This window comes from Anditalea andensis, assembly GCF_000714815.1.
Taxonomy (GTDB): Bacteria; Bacteroidota; Bacteroidia; order Cytophagales; family Cyclobacteriaceae; genus Anditalea; species Anditalea andensis.
Map to the genome: position 1 here is coordinate 38,904 of NZ_JMIH01000004.1, position 18,863 is coordinate 57,766.

Below are 18,863 nucleotides of genomic sequence, written 5' to 3' on the forward strand. Positions count from 1 at the left end.
CCCTTCTATTAAAATACTCTTTAACCGTATACAAGCTTAATTAGCGCCTCCCTTATTTTATCAAATCCTTAAAAGCTGAACCAAAGATCAAATAGCTGGTATTTCCACCGATCGTGCCCTCGTTTTGCCCCCAGAGGAACGGCCAGTCGTCATAGTTTTCGAAATGGTCCGGCTGTCTGAATAATATTCCCGGAGCTACATTACCGGGGATAAAAGAAAAATCAGCTCTATTGTTGCCATAAAATACTTCTTTTGGACGGGTGGCGCCCACTGTTGCCACTAAGGAATAATTGTGATAAGGATGACAGCCGAACAGCCAGTTGGTCGTTTTAAAAGCATGATCAGCATCGATAATATCCGGGAAGTGCTTATGGGCAAAGCTGATGGTCGTCCCAAAATTAATCACTCCGCCACTACCTGCCCAGTTGCCCAGGCCAATGGGCACGCCATATGGATTATCCTTTTCCAGCCCTTCAACATATTCCTTATATTTAACCATATATGGCCTTAGCTGCTCCTTATACGAGGCGTCCATATGCGGTATACCGTGCAATGCCGTCAGGATTACAAAACTTACATTCCGGTCAAGGGCAGGCCATAAAAGTTCCTGAAATTTATCGACATATTGTTGCTCTCCTGTAGATATATACAGTTGAAGATTGGTAGAAATGTCCCCTAATGAGCCCCATTCTCTGCCTGACTCATCTTGGGGCTGACTGGCAAGCAAGGCTGTCGCTTCTTTAAGCAGTCTTTTAGATTGATAAAGCGATCTTTCAGATAGATCGTCGTTATATCCCTTCAGCGCGCGGCTAGCTGCGGCAAACATGGTGGCAGCTCTGAGATCAAGGCTGGGATTGCGGCTGGTAAATGCCCACATATCATCCTTTACACCGCTTGACTTGCCATCAGCAGCTACTTCATATGGCCCGAGATCCGGATTATAAGGAAGGCCATCGGTCAGTGAGGCTGCGTCTCCCAGGTGATGGTAATTATAAAGCACCGAGTTAGAGAGCGTTTGTGCCATATGCCCGATGATCTCTGCCTGAGCTACCAGATTCAATGTACCATGCTCGATAAACTGCAGTATGTCGGGCGTACCGTCCGGCCGGTGAAGATCAACATATCGCTGCTCCTGGCTCACAAAAGTCTGATCTCGTAAGGGTTTGAAATTTTCCCATGTCTGTACAAAGTTCTGTACCACACTGATGTTTGAGCCGGTTTCGATATCAAAATCCCCGGCGTCAAAAAATCCGCCAATATTTAATCCAGGGATCAATTCCAGCGCTTCATACTCCGTATCAGTGGTGGGACCCTGCGCGTGGAGATCGAAATGATCCGAATTTGGCGGGGCCTGAAGATAGCCTTCCTTAAAAGGTTCGCCGTGCCACACCCTATAGGCTTCCCTTACAAACATGTGGTTCATATGTATCGGAATCCATATATCACTGGTAGCGTCTGTAATCTTATCGTAGACGTTATCTTCGATGATAAAATTATTGGTTTTCATATCGCCATACTGGATATGGTAAATACCGGGGATATTTACTGAAGAGAAATCAAATTTCACATAGTGATATTTATAATAATCACCCCAGGGTTCTATATTACCGCTATATACTTCAGTAGTTTTGCCATTCTCGTCCATTTTATATATTGATGCTTTTGCTTGCGGCTTGTCTTTCTGGTCGAGCTCTATGACAGCAACTTTTGGTTGGGAAGGGAGATAGCCTACTTGAGAGAAACCGATATTGGGCTCTCGTACCCAGCCATCTATGGCATTGGGTTCTACCGTCCATGTCAGAACCTTGCCTGTTTTTCCAGCCGGAAGTAAGCTACGTACCACATACCAGCCGTTTTGTGCAATCATACGCCCATCGAAAAGCATAAGATCGGCATCATGCGAAGTGATTTTAACCAAACGTTCGGGATCTTCAGGAGCCATTAAAATACTCCGACCTGTTTCCAGAGGAAGCGGATCGACAAACTTGCCTGTACCCCTGTCATCATAAGTCACAAAGCCTTTGAACTGCTCCAATTTTTCCTCATTTGGTCTGGTCACAGTATTACCTACCACATAGCGTGGGAAGCGATTGAGGCGTCCATCCATCAGATAGGTCTTGTGCCAATATTGGGAGGGTAGAAACTCCAGGTTAAACCCGGCACTCCCCTCCAGTGCTGTGGGGAGGGGTTTATCCAGGTACACAGATATTTCTACTCCTTTGCCCTTAGCAGTGACTACCACCCGTGATTCGAAATCGTAATATTCATACTTTAATATAGACTCGATGCTATTCGAGGCCTGATTTACAGTTCTGGTGGGTATGGCCGGTACTAGATCCCATTGCTCCGGGGTATTGGAAAGTCTCACCGCACCGCCTTGGGATGTCCGGACGCCATGGTGGATCATTTCTATACCGGCAGTCTTTTCATCGTTAAAACCTCCTGTAAAAAGGTTATTGTATACCAGGATATTGACGCCCTGCTTTTCAAAATACTCGAGATCATTGAGCTTCAACTCCTGCGCTGATGCATAATTGAATGACCCAATTATTAAAGCAATAAGTGATATAAAGGTTAGTTTTTGCATTACGAATAATTGTTAAGAATATGAGGTTCTGGAAATATATTAAGGTCTATTTTCAATTAGAAATACTGATCAAGTCAATACTTACTTTCTCAAGCCTGATGGTATTCTAATAGATATAGATCTTCACTTACACAGTAATTGACCATGCAAATCATTATTAACTCGTAGCTGCGGGGGTTTGTATGCGTACTTTTTTGTCAGCTTTCAGCCTAGGGCTTTAGAAAACTGTTGACTTCCAACCAATACATAAAGGCATCAAACCAGCGATTGCTGGTGCGGTCTGGATTGCCAAGGCCAAAACCGTGGCCGCCGTTTTGGTAAAGGTGGAACTCTACCGGTATGCCTGCTTTAAACCAGGATTCAACTATACCTGACTGACCGTGAAAAAGAAAATCATCAGTGGCGATGACATTGAACATTGGAGGAGCATTTTCCGGTACTTCCACTGCACCCATACCACCATAGATCGGTGCAATAAAGGCAAGTTTCATTTTATCGGAATTCAGTGTGGAATGCATCGTAAGACCTGCTCCTGCAGAGAAGCCCATCATGCCTATCCTGTCGGTATCCACTCCCCATGCTGCTGCCCTGTCGAGGATCAAGGCGTAAGCAGCCTCTGCATCTTCCAGTTGGTTAGTCAGGTTCCGTTGTGGCGGTCCCTGGGTCGGTTCACTCTGGGAAGCAGCAGAGGGAGCAGCAGGTGTAGGCATCGGCCTCTCCATAAATTCCTTAAAATCATCGAGCGATTCGGGAGTCTGGTGGAGTCGGTATTTAAGTACAAAGGCTGCTATTCCCTGGTCCGCCAGTGCCTGAGCTACTTCCCAGCCTTCATTACCCATTGAAAGCCACATAAAACCGCCACCGGGTGCTACGATCACAGCCGTACCATTTGCTTTTCCCGGTTCGGGAAGAAAAGGGGTCAGGGTGGCATTAGAAATGTTCCTAGCCATAGGGTCACCCCACTGGCGGAACCAGGTCTCTTGAGCGGGCTGATCATCTACTCCGCCAGTTCCTAGATGTATCGCATTGGGTTCTTCTGGAGCTACGAGAGGATAAATTGTACCATCCTGACCAATACCCGGTACAGCATACAATAACATAAAAGCCAAAAAGAACATTTTGGCAAGGTTCTGTTTTTTAAAAAGCATAAATTAGGTTATTTATAGGTTTACCTTAAATATATATAGAGTTTATGACTTTTGTACAGATTTTCTACATCCTTATTTTTTAATAATCAAAATATATTACTAGATTATTCGATTTAGCAAGATATTTCTGGGTATTTATAAAGTATATATAATTTTAAAAATATAATATGTTAAGGTATATAAATATATTTCTCCCATACAGGAAACTAAAGGACACCCAAGCTAAAAGATAAACCTATATTGTTGAATTAAATGCTCCCACCATATTATTCAATTCAAACCAATGAGCAGAGAACGTAATTTCCTATGCATATTTTTATTTGTGATCTCCTTCGGATGCCTTCATGCCCAATCTATAAAGGAAAATGCCCACCTGCTCTATGCGGGAGATAAAAACCTGCTTCTTGAATTTTATAAGCCAGATCTATTCCGTGTGCGTACTTCGGACAGCCAAGAATTTAAAGAAGAAAACTGGTACATGCTGGATGCCGGGGAATGGAACTTATATCCTGTCGAAAAAGAGGAGAACAATGGGGCTTTTATCTTTAATACAGATAAACTGACCGTCACCATAGATCAGAAATCATTTCAACTAACAGTAACAGATAAAGCCGGAAAAATCATTTCCAGTGAAGACCTTAAGAATGGCGGAATCTATTCCGAGGGAAATATTAAGGGGGTACGGAAGCAGCTTACTGCTGATGAGCATTTCTTTGGCTTTGGTGAAAGAATGGACTTCCTAGACCAGCGGGGAAAAGCCCTACAACTGAATGTGGGCCGGGGCCTATTAAAACCCCATATCATAGGGGCATATAATGTACTGGAAGCGAACTATGCTCCAGTCCCCTTTTTCATGAGTACCAAAGGCTATGGCATATTCTTTCATACCCCCCAGGTCAATGACTGGGATTTAGGCAGAAAAGACAGGTCAGCGCTTACCTTCCAGGCCAAAGGGGAAGGAATGGATTACTTTTTTATGTATGGCCCGGATTTTCCGCAGTTACTGGATCACTATACTGATCTTACAGGAAAGTCTCCCCTGCTGCCACGATTTGCCCATGGACTTCACGTAGGTACCTACAGCGGGGGCACCTGGGGTCATGAGGAGAAAACTTCCACCCACTATGTAGTGGATCTGATAAGGAAATTTAGAGAGAGGCAAATACCGGTAGATGTACTCCATCTGGATTCTACCTGGAGGATGTTTGGCAAAAGCGGAGGAAGCGGCGCCACGACATTTGAATGGAGGGAGACCTTCCAGGATCCCAAGAGCATGTTTGATAGCGTCTATGCGATGGACATCAATATGGTGGGGCTTCATGTAAGGCCCAGATTTGACAATGGTATTTACTTGGATCTCCTTGACCGGGCCAGGGAAAAAGGACACGTATATCCCGAGGAAAACAACCAGGGAGAATTTGTCAATTTCTTTAATGAAGAGGCGGTAGACTGGTGGTGGGAAAACGGTGTGAAACGCATAGCCGAGCTTGGGACCATGTTCCTGAAAACAGATGAGGGAAGTGCTTTTGGAAGAATGGCAAATGAAAGCACCAAAACCGGCCCGACCGGAGAAACTGCCGAGAAGCTTCACAATATTTTTCCGGTGGCTTATGCCAAAGCCCCATTCGAGAAATTTAAGGAATACAACAACATGAGGGGTATGAACCATACCCGTGAAGGCTATGCCGGCATTCAGCGCTACCCTTTCATCTGGGCAGGTGACTGGCCGAGCGAGTGGCAGTATTTTGCGCCGGTGATCAAAGCCGGATTGAACATCGGACTATCAGGCGTGGGATATTGGTCACATAATATGGGCGGCTTCGAACATGACGCTGATCCAGAGCTCTATGCGCGGTGGGTGCAGTTCGGCATGTTCAGCCCGGTGGCGCACCTGTTCGGCATGGACCATCCTGGATATAAAGAGCCATGGAACTATGGGGAAGAGGCATTGAAAATCTTCACCGATTATGACAGGTTACGATATAGACTCATCCCTTATATCTATGCCAATGCCTATCAGCAACACCAGACAGGAATACCTATCATGCGGGCTTTGGTGATACACCACCAGGATGACCCTGACACCTATTCAGTAGATGATCAGTATTACTTTGGGGATCAGATGATGATCGCTCCGGTCACTACCAAAGGAGCCCAGACGCGTGTAATCTATCTTCCCGAAGGTGAATGGTATGACTACTGGAACGGTCAAAAATATGAGGGCCGCCGCTATTATAATGTGGAAACGCCAAGGGAAAAACTCCCCATCTATGTCAAAGCGGGCGCCATTATCCCTATGCAGGATGATGTATATAAAGATGACAATCAGCCGTTTGGCAATATTACCTTGGACATATTTCCGTGTGAAAAGGGTACGTTTACTTTATATGAGGATGACGGTCTTTCCGAAGATTACACTAAGGGGGAATTTGCCTTGACAAAAGTGGAATCATCATGGTTAAACAATACTTCAAAATTTAAAATTAATAAGAGTAATGGGCAGTATCAGTTACCGGAAAGAAGTTACATCCTTAAAATCCGCAAAGCTCTACTCCCCCAGGACATTTATGTGGGAAGCAAAAATTTAATAATTCAAAATAAATCCCAAATACTTCATGGAACCGAAGGCTGGTTTTATGATGCTGAGGAAAGCATATTGTGGGTGGCCATACAAAAAAAGGCAGAACAGGAAATAATTATCCATGTAAATTAATACCCCATAAAGCAGTCAGTACACAACAGGACAGTTATCCTTTTCGATTTAAATAATTTCACTTTACATAACAAATCTTTAATAATCCATGGCAATTTTAGAAAAACAATACAAACACGTTTCTAACCTATGGGACGAGCAAAAAGCAGCTTCGTTTGGAGACGATGAAGTAGCACTTTTAATATACAGATCCAATATGCTGGGAGCTGATCTTAGGATCACCAATTACGGCGGTGGCAATACATCCTGCAAGACTTTTGAAAAAGACCCCCTATCAGGTAAGCAGGTAGAAATCATGTGGGTAAAAGGATCCGGTGGAGACATAGGTACGCTGACCAAAGCCGGACTTGCCGGACTATATGTGGACAAGCTTAGAGCTTTGGAATCGGTTTATAGAGGTTTGGAGTTTGAAGATGAAATGGTGGAGCTTTTTAATCACTGCATCTATGACCTGGATTCTAAAGCGCCTTCTATAGATACCCCTTTACATGCTTTTCTACCCTTTAAGCATATAGATCACCTTCACCCGGATGCGGCCATAGCCATAGCAGCTTCCAAAGAAGGGGAAAAGATCACCCAAGAACTCTTCGAAGGCCAGATAGCCTGGGTGCCATGGCAGAGACCTGGCTTCGATCTAGGCCTTCAGCTAAAGAAAGCACTTGAAGATAATCCGGGAATCCGCGGCATCATGCTAGGTGGCCACGGTCTATTCACTTGGGGAGATACTGCATATGACTGTTATATTAATAGTCTGGAAGTGATCGAAAAAGCATCCCAGTATCTGGAAGAAAATTATGGCAAAAACAGACCTGTATTCGGTGGAGACAAAATCCAGTCTCTGGCTCCTGAAAAAAGAAAAGACCAGGCAGCTATCATCGCTCCCCTATTGAGAGGCCTTGCTTCCAGCTATGATCGTATGGTAGGTACCTTCAATGATTCCGATGCCGTACTTCAGTTTATTAATTCGAATGATCTTGACAAGTTGGCTCCGCTGGGAACCTCCTGCCCTGACCACTTCCTCCGAACCAAAATCCGGCCACTGGTACTTGACATCCCTGCGGATCAGGATCTTTCTGACCTGGCCCAATTAAAGGAGCATATCTCTAAACTGTTTGCAGACTACAGAGACTCTTATAAAGACTATTACGAAACACATAAAAGGTCAAACAGCCCGGGAATGCGTGATCCAAACCCAGTGATCATCCTTTGGCCGGGTGTGGGTATGTTCTCCTACGCCAAAAACAAGCAGACCTCCAGAGTGGCAAGTGAGTTTTATATCAATGCCATCAATGTAATGCGCGGTGCAGAAGCGGTATCAGAATATGTATCATTGCCTCTGCAAGAAGCTTTTGATATCGAGTACTGGCTACTTGAAGAAGCCAAGCTTCAAAGAATGCCTAAAGAGCAGCCACTTTCCCGCAAAGTGGCTCTTATCACCGGTAGTGCAGGTGGTATCGGTAAAGCTATAGCGGATAAACTTGCCAAAGAAGGAGCCTGTGTAGTGCTTACTGACCTTGATCCGGAGAGATTAAAAGAATCTATAAAAGATTTTAATAAAGATACCGGAATACAGGTGCCATTAAATGTGCTGGAGCCTGAATCTATTGTAAAAGCTTTTAAAGCGGCAAGCCTGGCTTTTGGCGGAGTGGACATAGTGGTAAACTGTGCCGGTCTGGCCATCAGCAAGCCCCTGACAGATACTTCTGAAGCAGACTGGGATCTATTGAATGATGTTCTTGTAAAAGGACAGTTTATGGTCTCTCAGGAAGGCGTTAAAATCTTAAGGGCCCAAGCGCTCGGCGGAGACATCATCAATATCGCCAGTAAGAATGCATTGGTATCCGGACCAAACAATGTAGGATATGGGACGGCAAAAGCCGCACAGGTACATATGTCCAGATTACTGGCAGCAGAACTTGGCCCTGATAAGATCAGAGTAAATGTGGTAAATCCAGATGCAGTGATCGAAGGATCCAAAATCTGGGAAGGCAAATGGGCTGAAGGCAGAGCTAAAGCATATGGTATCTCGGTAGAAGATCTTCCTGCCCACTATGCCAAAAGGACACTTCTCAATGAGATCATCAGCACGGAAGATATTGCCAATGGCGTATTTGCCTTTGTAGGTGGATCCTTATCCAAAAGCACAGGAAACATTCTGAATGTAGATGGTGGCGTGGCAGCAGCATTTGTCAGGTAATTTTAATTACAAGTAAATCTTCCGGATTTCTGCAGAAATTTATTCTATGCAGCAATAGAATCCGGAAGGTTTTTTACCTGGACCTTTCAGGATCTTTGTGTTGCCCTAACCTCATAAAGCTTCCTGGAAGGTTAATTATTTTATATCACCGGCTTTTTCTATATTTTGCTTATGATTTTAAGAGATATGTAAAAGTCAATGAGGATAATACATTACTCAATCCTGAATTTTAATTCTATCATTATTTCGACCCCAAAATGAAATTAACCACAGATCATATCCAGCAATCTAATACCAAACTGAAAAAAGAGCACCAACGTAAATTCGATTTTTTAGCGGAATCCTTAGACCAGCGGGGTCTGGATGTTTCCGAACTTATACAAAAAATTAAAGATCTCCAGATAGCCATTCCAAGTTGGGCACTGGGTGCAGGCGGTACCAGGTTTGGCAGATTTTCGGGTGCTGGAGAACCCGCTACCCTTATCCATAAGATACAGGATGTAGGCATCCTGCATGCACTCAATAAATCAAACAATGCCGTATCTCTCCATATCCCCTGGGACACCCCTCAGGATTATGAGGCTATTAAACAGATTGCTGATGAAGTTCAGATAGGTTTTGACGCGGTCAATTCCAATACCTTTCAGGATCAGGCAGGACAGCTACAGTCATATAAATATGGTTCTCTTGCCAATTCAGAGCAGGCTGTAAGAGATCTTGCAGTCCAGCATAACAAGGAGGTAATTGAGATCGGTAAGAAATTGGGATCAAAAGCTTTGACGGTGTGGCTGGCAGATGGGGCAAGTTTCCCTGGACAGCACAGCCTTAGAAAAGCTTTGCAAAACACCTACAGCTCACTGCAGGAGATCTATAAAGACCTACCGGAAGACTGGAAGATGCTGGTGGAATATAAGCCATATGAGCCTAACTTCTACAGCACGGTAATTCAGGATTGGGGCACTTCATTCCTATTAGCCAATAAATTGGGGCCTAAAGCCTTTACACTCGTGGATCTGGGCCATCATCTGCCCAATACCAATATCGAGCAGATCGTTGCCACCCTGATGACTGAAAAAAAATTGGGAGGCTTCCATTTTAACGACTCCAAATATGGAGATGATGACCTTACTGTTGGCAGCATCAAGCCGTATCAGTTATTCCTGATCTTTCATGAATTGATCCGTGGTTTTGACGAAACAGAAAACCCTCCCTTATCCTGGATGATCGATGCCAGTCATAATTTAAAGGATCCATTGGAGGACCTATTACAGTCTGTGGAAGCGATCAAAATATCATATGCACAGGCACTGCTGGTAGACCAGAAAGCTCTGGAGTCGGCACAGGAATCCCATGATGTGACTGCAGCCCAGGATATCTTGCAGGATGCCTATAGGACAGATGTGAGGCCTCTATTGGCTGAAGCCATTAGGCAGTCCGGTGGCGCCATTTCTGCCATAGACGCCTATAGAAATCTGAATGTGAGAGAGCAGTTGATTAAGGAAAGAGGTAAAAGCAGTAAAGCAAGTGGATTATAAGATGCAGAAGGTTTCAGTTACAGCCATATTTGATATCGGAAAAACCAACAAAAAGTTCTTCCTTTTCGATGAGGAATTCAATGAGGTTTACAAAGTCTACCATCGGCTGGATTATGTACAGGATGAGGACGGGGATCCCTGCGAATCTTTGGATGAACTGACCCGCTGGATCAAAAAGACGCTGGATGAAGCTTTGGCTTTACCACAGTTTCTAATCCAAAAGCTGAACTTCACCACCTATGGTGCCTCACTTGTCCATGTAAACAAAGATGGGGAACCTGTAACCCCGCTATACAATTATACCAAAGAATATCCCGAAGCTTTATTGGAGGAATTCTACGCCAAATATGGAGGACGGGAACAGTTCTGCAAAGAAACCTCCTCTCCTGCCCTGGGCATGATCAATTCCGGTCTGCAGCTATATTGGCTGAAATATACGAAGCCGGAGATATTCAAAAAGATAGCCTTTTCTCTCCACCTGCCCCAGTATCTCAGCTTTATATTTACCGGCAAAATGGTTTCTGATTATACCAGTATTGGTTGCCATACGGGACTATGGGATTTTAAGGAGAAAGCTTACCACCGCTGGTTAAAGGAAGAGGAGATTCTTCACATGCTACCCGTGGTGAAGGATACTACCGAAACTTTTTCGATCACCTATCGCAAACAGGCCATGTCAGTGGGCACCGGTGTCCATGATTCTTCCGCTGCACTGCTCCCCTATCTAAAAACCAACAGAGAGCCTTTTGTCCTGCTCAGCACCGGCACCTGGGCCATCAGCATCAATCCATTTAATTCCAGTCCCCTGGCCAGCAAAGAACTGGAACTGGATAGCCTCCACTTCATCGGGATCAATGGAAGTCCTATTAAAATCAGTAGGCTTTTTATCGGAGAAGAACATAAGGTGCAGATAGAGAAGCTTTATAACCACTTTAATTTGGAAAAGGGCTATTACAAAGAGCTTAAATTTGATGCTGGCCTCTATCAAAATACCAATCAATACCGTGGTAAAAGATTTAAATTTGAATACCTAAAGCCGGAACCTTATGGAATACAGCAAGCAGAGAAAACAGATCTAAGCAGCTTTGCTGATTTCGATGAGGCCTATTATTGCTTTTTGCATGAATTGACAGATCTGCAGGTGGCTTCATTGAATTTAATACTAGAAGGGTCATCTGTTTCAAAAATCTACATCGACGGAGGGTTCAATGCCAATGATATGTTTGTGGAAATGCTAAGGGATAAGCTGGCTCCCATAAAAGTGGAAACCTGTGATTTTGCTTTGGGGACAGCGCTTGGCGCGGCTATTCTGGTAAATAAAGCAACAGAAGATTTGATGATGACAGCATCATAACAATATATTTACGCTAAGTTCGTCTGCAAAATGTTGATGTATCATGCTTCCCATCCCAAGATGATTCCAAGTTTATCAGAGTATAATCTAAATTTTAGGCCTAATTTTTAGAACGTAATCTAAATATTAGGCATAATTTTTAGAATACAATCTAAATATTCGGTATTTTTGATTACAATTCGTCTAATATGATAACAAGAGAACTTGAGGATAAAATCATTTCTTCGTGCTTTAATGGTAAGATTATTATTTTGTTGGGTCCAAGACAGGTAGGGAAGACTACGCTTCTAAAAGAAATTGTGAGAAAATTGAACGTGTCTTCGGTATGGTTTAATGCTGATGAAGCAGATATTTTGGATGCGTTTTCTTCTGCTGTCACCAGTTCACAGTTAATTCAATTGATCGGAGCAAATAATAAATTAGTAATTATAGATGAGGCACACCAAATCTCGGATATCGGGAGAAAGCTCAAGCTCATTTTCGACAATAGGCCTGACATACAGATTATCGCTACCGGATCATCCGCTTTTGATCTTCAGAACCAAACTGCTGAACCGCTGACCGGCAGAAAAAATACCTTTTATCTTTTCCCTATCAGCTTTAAAGAAACAGTAAACCATACATCTTTGATAGAGGCCAAAAGACTATTAGACTCAAGATTGATTTATGGGTTTTATCCCGAAATAGTAAATAACCCTGGTAATGAAAAAGAAATATTGGTGGAAATTGCCCAAAGTTATCTTTACAAAGATGTACTGCAAATGGACAGTATCAGAAAACCAAGCCATATCGAAAAACTTTTGAAGGCATTGGCTTTTCAGGTTGGGAGTGAAGTCAGTTATCATGAATTGGCCCAACTTATAGGCAATATCGATACAGCTACTGTTGAAAAATATCTTGATTTGTTGGAAAAAGCATTTGTTATATTTAAACTGCCAGCTTTCAGCCGAAATCTTAGAAATGAAATTAAGAAGGGAAAGAAATACTATTTTTTTGATAACGGAATACGTAATGTTCTCATTAGTAATTTTTCACTTCCCGAAATGCGTCTGGATAAAGGTGCTTTATGGGAAAATTTCCTTATTTCTGAAAGGTTAAAGCTAAATGCATACAATAGAAATTATGTCAACACCTATTTTTGGCGCACCCATGATAAAGCAGAAATAGACTACATTGAAGAGACAGATGGTATGCTCAATGCTTTTGAATTCAAATGGAAAGAACAGAAGGTCAAGTTTCCGGCATCTTTTCTCCAAGCCTATCCAGATCATAATACGACTGTAGTTACTAGAAAAAAATTTACTGAATTTGTTGGGTCATAGAGGATATTTACCTCGTACCAAGCTTTTCAACTAATTCACCTCTTAATTTGTCTATTAGGATTACTTTATCTTTTCTTTAAAAAAATGTATTGTTCAACATTTATTCCTTTGAAAAAATGTAATTGATCACACTTTTTCAAAGGAAAAGTTGTAAATCATATGTATATTTAAAGCTTTGTATGGAGTACATACTTCACATCATTTTAAATCATTTACTATCACGTAATGATACTTATACTATTTTGGCCTATCCAAAATTCCCCCAATCCTTTACAAATATTATCCTTTCCCAATAAACCCGACACTACAGGATATTTCTGGTTAAGAATTATTCTATCTTAGAAATATGATTTTATTAAAATCCATAAAATATGGATTTGTTAATCAAAACTTTCTCATGATCAGCTAATTAAAAAACATTATTTAATTTTCATGATTATACATCAAGCTCCTATCAACAAAGAATGCATCAAAATAAGAACATTGCCCTTTTTCTCCCCTGCTATGTAGACCAGTTTTATCCTAATGTTGGCATCGCTACCATTCAGCTATTGGAAAAATTGGGTTGCAAGGTAAGTTTTCCAATGGACCAGACCTGCTGTGGCCAGCCCATGGCCAATGCCGGATATGAAAGGGATACAGTCGGCACTGCCAAGCATTTTATAAAGACATTTAAGGATTTCGATTATATAGTTGCTCCATCGGGCAGCTGTGTCCTTCATGTAAAAGAACACAGCCCATCCATCCAGGGTTTTGAAACAGAACAGGCAGCCATGCATCATAAAATCTTTGAGCTGACCGAATTTCTGGTTGATGTATTGAGAGTGGGGCCAATTAAAGGATCTTATCCTCATAAGGTAGGTTTTCACTCCAGCTGCCATGGACAGCGGGGGCTTAGGTTAAGCGCTTCTTCAGAACTGAACGAACCACCGTTCAACAAAGCGAAACAACTGCTGGAAGGTCTGGAAGGCCTGGAATGGGTAGAGCTGGACCGTAAGGATGAGTGCTGTGGATTTGGGGGAACATTTGCTGTCACCGAGGAAGCGCTATCTATCCAGATGGGAAAAGACCGATTGGCTGACCATCAGAAGAACAATGTAGAAATACTGGCCGGTGGTGATATGTCTTGCCTGATGCATATGCAGGGAATCTCCTCCCGAAATAATAATGGTGTCAAGTTTAAACACATTGCAGAAATATTAAATGAAGTGATCCGATGAACCATCCCGAAAAAGCAGCCGTATTTTTAGAAGATAAAGAAAATGCCAAATGGCATGACGAGACCCTATGGTTCGTCCGGGATAAAAGGGATGTAGTCTCCAAATCCATCCCGGAGTGGGAAGAACTACGAGAAACAGCCTCCCAGATCAAAGACAATGTGCTATCTAATCTGGATGAGTATCTCGTCGAATTTGAAAGGAATGCTTTGGCCAACGGTATTAAGGTCCACTGGGCCAAAGATGCCGAAGAGCACAATAAAATAGTGCTTAATATCCTGCAGCAAAATGACTGCAAGGCTATCGTCAAGAGTAAATCCATCCTGACCGAAGAGTGCCACCTCAACCAATACCTGGAAAAAAACGGCGTAGATGTAGTGGATACAGATCTGGGTGAAAGGATCGTCCAGTTCCTCAACCAGCCCCCCAGCCACATCGTACTCCCTGCCATACATTTAAAGAAAGCCCAGGTATCCGATATCTTTCACGATAAATTAAATACTGAAAAAGGGAATCATGATCCTTCTTACCTCACTAATGCAGCCAGACTTCACCTGCGTGAAAAGTTTTTGGCAGCAAAGGTAGCCCTTACCGGCGTAAATTTCGGAGTGGCAGAGACAGGTGAATTTGTGGTTTGTACCAATGAAGGCAATGCCGATATGGGCGTTCACCTTGCAGACGTTCATGTAGCCTGTATGGGTATAGAGAAGATCATTCCTAAGCGGGAGCATCTTGGTGTATTTCTAAGACTGCTGGCAAGATCCGCTACGGGGCAGAGTGTAACCAATTATAATTCCCATTTCAGAAGTCCTGCCAAGGGCAAAGAAATCCATATCGTATTGTTGGACAATGGCAGAACCGAACAGCTGGGAAGAGAAAAATTCAAAAACTCCCTCAAATGCATCCGATGTGGTGCCTGTATGAATACCTGCCCTATCTACCGCCGAAGTGGTGGTTACAGTTATGGCAGCGTAGTGCCTGGTCCGATAGGCTCAATTCTCTCTCCGGGGATTGACCTGAAGAAACACAGTTCCCTGCCCTTTGCCTCTACCCTATGTGGCAGCTGCTCTGATGTATGCCCAGTCAAGATCAATATCCACGAACAGCTCTATGAGTGGAGACAGGAAATCACTAAAGCACAGACATCCATCAATGCCAAAAGCCTGGCCATGAAATTTGCCAATGGCATATTCTCTGTTCCCTTTGCCTATAAGTTGGGCGGTAGTATGATGCGGGGTGCTTTAAAACTATTGCCCCACAGCATCACTTATAGCAATCTCAATACTTGGGGAAAAGAACGTGATCTACCTGAAGTGCCCAAAGAATCCTTCAAGGACTGGTATAAAAAGAACAAATTATGAATCCTTCCAGAGAATACATCCTCAATAAAATACGCGCCCTCCGACAAGAAGTAGTAGAGGCACCTATCATTCCTGAATTTGAAGTAGCTGAAGATCTGGTATCCACCTTTAAGATCTCAAGCGCTGCCAATAAAGGTGAAGTAATAGACAGAGAAGCTTTTGTGGCGCTTTTAGAATCCGGGCAATACCCCCGTATCTATTCAACAGCAAAGGGTTTTGAATCGTATACCAACATCACCGTCCCCCAAGATCCCCATGAGTTTTCAGATTTAAGCCTTGCTGTGGTGGAAGGTCAGTTTGGAGTAGCCGAAAATGGGGCTATTTGGCTGGATGAAGAAAACCTGGAATTTAGGATTTTGCCATTCATCACAGAGCACTTAGTGATCTTGCTCGATAAAAAGAAATTGGTGGGCAACATGCATCAAGCCTATGCGAAAATCGGCAATACTAAATCAGGATTCGGATTGTTTACTGCCGGTCCATCAAAAACGGCGGACATAGAACAGTCACTGGTGATAGGCGCCCACGGAGCCAAGAGCCTGAAAATAGTAATGATATAGTAGTCTTATGGAAGGTAAAATATAGACTAATTATTTAATGAATGTCAACAGGGACTATTGTTAACCCATTTGTCCAATTTTTTTAACATTACATCATAAAGGCTGGCTATGGCTGGGAAAAACACCCATTAGCAGTACTTTTTTGATATAATTTTAAGCGGTTTAAAACATTTAGGTTGGTAGCCTATTGATATAGTGCAGATATACTCATGTTTTGGAGATAGGGTTGTGTAGGTGTGCGTCTAAATATTTACAATGATATATCCAATACATAAATCCTGGATCATTTTTACGAGGTTTTATTTTTGGCTTTGTTTTACAAAACATATTTATTTTTAAAGGGTTCTTCCCTTGTATTTGAAGCGGAAAATATGGAAAAAATGAAAATTTATTTTCTAAAGCACCATTATTAAATCATCAACAGCCATTCAATCATATATTTTATTCTTCAACTATTACCTATATTTGCAACTTTAGCATCCGTTCTTAATTTGTCGTCAAAAAAAATGAGAACATGTAAAAGCCTATAATCCCTATCTCTGGAAATTAATACGCATTACTTACACAGAATTAAAAAGGATTTCGTTTTTACCTAAAGCATCTGAAATGAAAAGAGAATCAGCCGTTACCATCAAAGATATAGCCGACAAGTTAAAGGTTTCACCTTCAACTGTTTCAAGGGCCCTAGCAGGGAATCCTGATATCAATATAAATACAAGAAAAAAAGTGGCAGACATGGCTGCTGAACTTAACTATCAGCCCAATCTGATCGCTAAAAGCCTGAGAATGAACAGAACCAATACCATAGGTGTTATCGTGCCCGAATTGGTTTTACATTTCTTCTCCTCCTGCATCAGTGGAATGCAAAATGCCTGTTCTGAAAGAGGTTTTAACATTATCATCTGTCAGTCAAATGAATCTTTTGAACAAGAAAAGATCAATGTGAATACTTTAGCATCTAGCCGGGTAGATGGTCTATTGATATCACTGTCTACTGAAACTAACTCATTTGAACATCTGGAATATCTGAAGTCTAATAAGATTCCGTTCGTACTTTTTGACCGCGTCTCAGAAGATATCTCCGTCTCCAAGGTAGTCATAGATGATGAAAAAAGTTCATTTGAAGCCACACAGCACCTTCTAAACCAGGGATATAAAAACATAGCATTTATAAATGGACCGGAAAACCTATTCATCTGCCGACACAGAAGAATCGGCTATGAGCAGGCATTGAAAGCAAACGGTATAGCTGTAAATCCAGCAAACATCCACCAAAGTGATCTATCAGAAGCATCCAATATCTTATGTGCTCAGAATATTCTGGCTATGAATCCACGCCCTGATGCGATTTTGGCAGTAAATGATGTGGTGGCAATAGATGCCATCGTCACCCTCAAAAAACTTGTGAATATTCCAGAAGAAATGGGGATTGTCGGTTTTTCGAATTCACCTATTTCAAAAATAGTGGAGCCTTCACTGACTACAGTGGACCAGCCTTCCTATGATATGGGATTTATTGCGGCCAACCATCTTTTAGACAAGATACTTGATCTGAATGTGCCGTCAAATGAAGCTTTCACATTGCATACCAATCTAATATTGAGAGATAGCACAGCCAAATCTAAGATTCCGGCGTAGTTTCTAATTAATCAATTCATCATGTTTCAACATGGCTAAAGCCATTCAAAAAATTTTTACATTATGGTAAATGATAGTGTCAGTATCAGTTTCTTCCATCACTTTGAAAAAAAACCTTCTTTTATCATTCAATCTCCCGGAAGGATCAATCTGATAGGCGAACATACAGACTATAATAACGGTTTTGTATTGCCTGCTGCCATTAATTTAGGCATTTCTTTAGCGATTGCACCTAACCAAAGCTCAACATGTAATATCTTTTCTACTGATTACAGCGAAACCTTTAGCTTTTCTCTGCAATCCATGGAACCCAGCAAGGAACAGCCCTGGGCCAATTATATAATGGGTGTAGTGAATGAATTTCAGAAGGCAGGTAAGAAACTTTCAGGTTTTGACTGTGCCTTTGGTGGGGATATCCCCATTGGTTCAGGCCTTTCCTCTTCTGCAGCCTTAGAGTGCGGGATAGGTTTTGCGTTGGATCAGCTTTACAGCCTGGACCTAGAGCAATGGGACCTGATCAAAATGGCACAGAAAGCAGAGCATAATTTTGCGGGAGTTCAGTGTGGAATAATGGATCAGTTTGCCGTAGTTCAGGGTAAAAAAGACCATTTTATCAGACTGGACTGTAAATCACTCGAGTTTGAATACTTTCCTTTCAAGAACAGCCAGTTTAGTATAGTCCTATGTAACTCCATGGTGAAACATGCCCTGGTGGATTCGGAATATAATAAGAGAAGAGAAGAATGCGAAAGTGGTGTTAAGGTGCTACAGGGCCACTGGCCATCCATAATGAGTCTAAGGGATGCTTCATTAGCGCAATTGGAAAAAATTAAACCTGAGGTTGATCCGATCGTGTACAATAGATGCAGGTACATACTGGAAGAAAACGAACGTGTGCTACAGTCAGGAAATGACCTGCATCACCATGACCTCCCTTCGGTAGGGAAAAAATTGTATCAATCACATGAAGGACTATCAAAACTTTATGAGGTAAGCTGTGAGGAACTTGACTTTTTGGTGGAAACCACCAGAGATATACCAGAGGTACTTGGTAGCAGAATGATGGGCGGCGGCTTTGGAGGCTGTACGATAAACCTGGTGGAAAATTCATTTCTGGACAAATTTGAAAGTATCATCAGATCGGCCTATAAGAACCAATTTGGTCTTGATTTGGAAATATACCGGGTAGCTATAGAAAATGGGGTTGAAAAAGTAAATAACTGACCTATTT

12 protein-coding genes are annotated in these 18,863 nt (G+C 42.3%); 10 read left to right on the plus strand and 2 right to left on the minus strand.

The genetic code is table 11. The features are described from left to right. Nucleotides 1–52 precede the first annotated feature (52 nt). Together EL17_RS00400 and EL17_RS00405 are read right to left on the minus strand one after the other, a co-directional pair. Complete coding sequence (locus tag EL17_RS00400) at nt 53–2,587, minus strand: cellulase N-terminal Ig-like domain-containing protein (protein ID WP_035068547.1); 2,535 nt, start codon at nt 2,585–2,587, stop codon at nt 53–55. A gap of 209 nt (nt 2,588–2,796) precedes the next feature. After that, a complete protein-coding gene (locus tag EL17_RS00405) occupies nt 2,797–3,705 on the minus strand; it encodes an alpha/beta hydrolase (RefSeq protein ID WP_240485908.1) in 909 nt (302 codons plus the stop codon). Nucleotides 3,706–4,018: 313 nt separating this feature from the next. Between EL17_RS00405 and EL17_RS00410 the strand changes: the two genes are divergently transcribed. The 10 genes from EL17_RS00410 (at nt 4,019) to EL17_RS00455 (ending at nt 18,856) form a co-directional block, all read left to right on the plus strand. Further along, a complete protein-coding gene (locus tag EL17_RS00410) occupies nt 4,019–6,448 on the plus strand; it encodes a glycoside hydrolase family 31 protein (RefSeq protein ID WP_035068552.1) in 2,430 nt (809 codons plus the stop codon). Between the two features lie 88 nt (nt 6,449–6,536). Further along, the gene (locus EL17_RS00415; protein WP_035068555.1) at nt 6,537–8,645 is read left to right on the plus strand and encodes a bifunctional rhamnulose-1-phosphate aldolase/short-chain dehydrogenase; all 2,109 of its coding nucleotides are present in this window, start codon (nt 6,537–6,539) and stop codon (nt 8,643–8,645) included. 257 nt (nt 8,646–8,902) lie between these two features. Then, nucleotides 8,903–10,180 carry a TIM barrel protein gene (locus EL17_RS00420; RefSeq protein ID WP_035068557.1) on the plus strand — a complete coding sequence of 426 codons (1,278 nt, stop codon included), beginning with the start codon at nt 8,903–8,905 and terminating at the stop codon, nt 10,178–10,180. A gap of 1 nt (nt 10,181) precedes the next feature. After that, nucleotides 10,182–11,534: an FGGY-family carbohydrate kinase gene (locus EL17_RS00425; protein WP_035068559.1), complete on the plus strand. Its 1,353-nt coding sequence runs from the start codon at nt 10,182–10,184 to the stop codon at nt 11,532–11,534. Between the two features lie 188 nt (nt 11,535–11,722). Continuing rightward, nucleotides 11,723–12,856 carry an ATP-binding protein gene (locus tag EL17_RS00430; protein WP_035068561.1) on the plus strand — a complete coding sequence of 378 codons (1,134 nt, stop codon included), beginning with the start codon at nt 11,723–11,725 and terminating at the stop codon, nt 12,854–12,856. Nucleotides 12,857–13,320: 464 nt separating this feature from the next. Beyond that, nucleotides 13,321–14,076, plus strand: coding sequence for a (Fe-S)-binding protein (locus tag EL17_RS00435; protein WP_035068563.1), 756 nt, complete (start codon nt 13,321–13,323; stop codon nt 14,074–14,076). Then, complete coding sequence (locus EL17_RS00440) at nt 14,073–15,434, plus strand: lactate utilization protein B (RefSeq protein WP_035068566.1); 1,362 nt, start codon at nt 14,073–14,075, stop codon at nt 15,432–15,434. Before EL17_RS00435 ends, EL17_RS00440 begins: the two co-directional genes overlap by 4 nt. Continuing rightward, nucleotides 15,431–15,994 (plus strand): LutC/YkgG family protein, encoded by a 564-nt coding sequence (locus EL17_RS00445; RefSeq protein WP_035068569.1) that lies wholly within the window; start codon nt 15,431–15,433, stop codon nt 15,992–15,994. The genes EL17_RS00440 and EL17_RS00445 overlap by 4 nt, the downstream gene beginning before the upstream one ends. Before the next feature lie 606 nt (nt 15,995–16,600). Beyond that, entirely contained in the window at nt 16,601–17,632 is a 1,032-nt protein-coding gene (locus EL17_RS00450) for a LacI family DNA-binding transcriptional regulator (protein ID WP_035068571.1), read from the plus strand. Nucleotides 17,633–17,695: 63 nt separating this feature from the next. Further along, entirely contained in the window at nt 17,696–18,856 is a 1,161-nt protein-coding gene (locus EL17_RS00455) for a galactokinase (protein WP_035068574.1), read from the plus strand. The last annotated feature ends 7 nt before the right edge of the window (nt 18,857–18,863 follow it).

What these genes read in the sequence shown, in the direction of transcription:
- EL17_RS00450 (WP_035068571.1), top strand. Translation starts at nt 16,601, where the DNA reads ATGAAAAGAGAATCAGCCGTTACCATCAAAGATATAGCCGACAAGTTA.
- EL17_RS00420 (WP_035068557.1), top strand. Translation starts at nt 8,903, where the DNA reads ATGAAATTAACCACAGATCATATCCAGCAATCTAATACCAAACTGAAA.
- EL17_RS00415 (WP_035068555.1), top strand. Translation starts at nt 6,537, where the DNA reads ATGGCAATTTTAGAAAAACAATACAAACACGTTTCTAACCTATGGGAC.
- EL17_RS00440 (WP_035068566.1), top strand. Translation starts at nt 14,073, where the DNA reads ATGAACCATCCCGAAAAAGCAGCCGTATTTTTAGAAGATAAAGAAAAT.
- EL17_RS00435 (WP_035068563.1), top strand. Translation starts at nt 13,321, where the DNA reads ATGCATCAAAATAAGAACATTGCCCTTTTTCTCCCCTGCTATGTAGAC.
- EL17_RS00455 (WP_035068574.1), top strand. Translation starts at nt 17,696, where the DNA reads ATGGTAAATGATAGTGTCAGTATCAGTTTCTTCCATCACTTTGAAAAA.
- EL17_RS00430 (WP_035068561.1), top strand. Translation starts at nt 11,723, where the DNA reads ATGATAACAAGAGAACTTGAGGATAAAATCATTTCTTCGTGCTTTAAT.
- EL17_RS00410 (WP_035068552.1), top strand. Translation starts at nt 4,019, where the DNA reads ATGAGCAGAGAACGTAATTTCCTATGCATATTTTTATTTGTGATCTCC.
- EL17_RS00400 (WP_035068547.1), bottom strand. Translation starts at nt 2,587, where the DNA reads ATGCAAAAACTAACCTTTATATCACTTATTGCTTTAATAATTGGGTCA.
- EL17_RS00405 (WP_240485908.1), bottom strand. Translation starts at nt 3,705, where the DNA reads ATGTTCTTTTTGGCTTTTATGTTATTGTATGCTGTACCGGGTATTGGT.
- EL17_RS00425 (WP_035068559.1), top strand. Translation starts at nt 10,182, where the DNA reads ATGCAGAAGGTTTCAGTTACAGCCATATTTGATATCGGAAAAACCAAC.
- EL17_RS00445 (WP_035068569.1), top strand. Translation starts at nt 15,431, where the DNA reads ATGAATCCTTCCAGAGAATACATCCTCAATAAAATACGCGCCCTCCGA.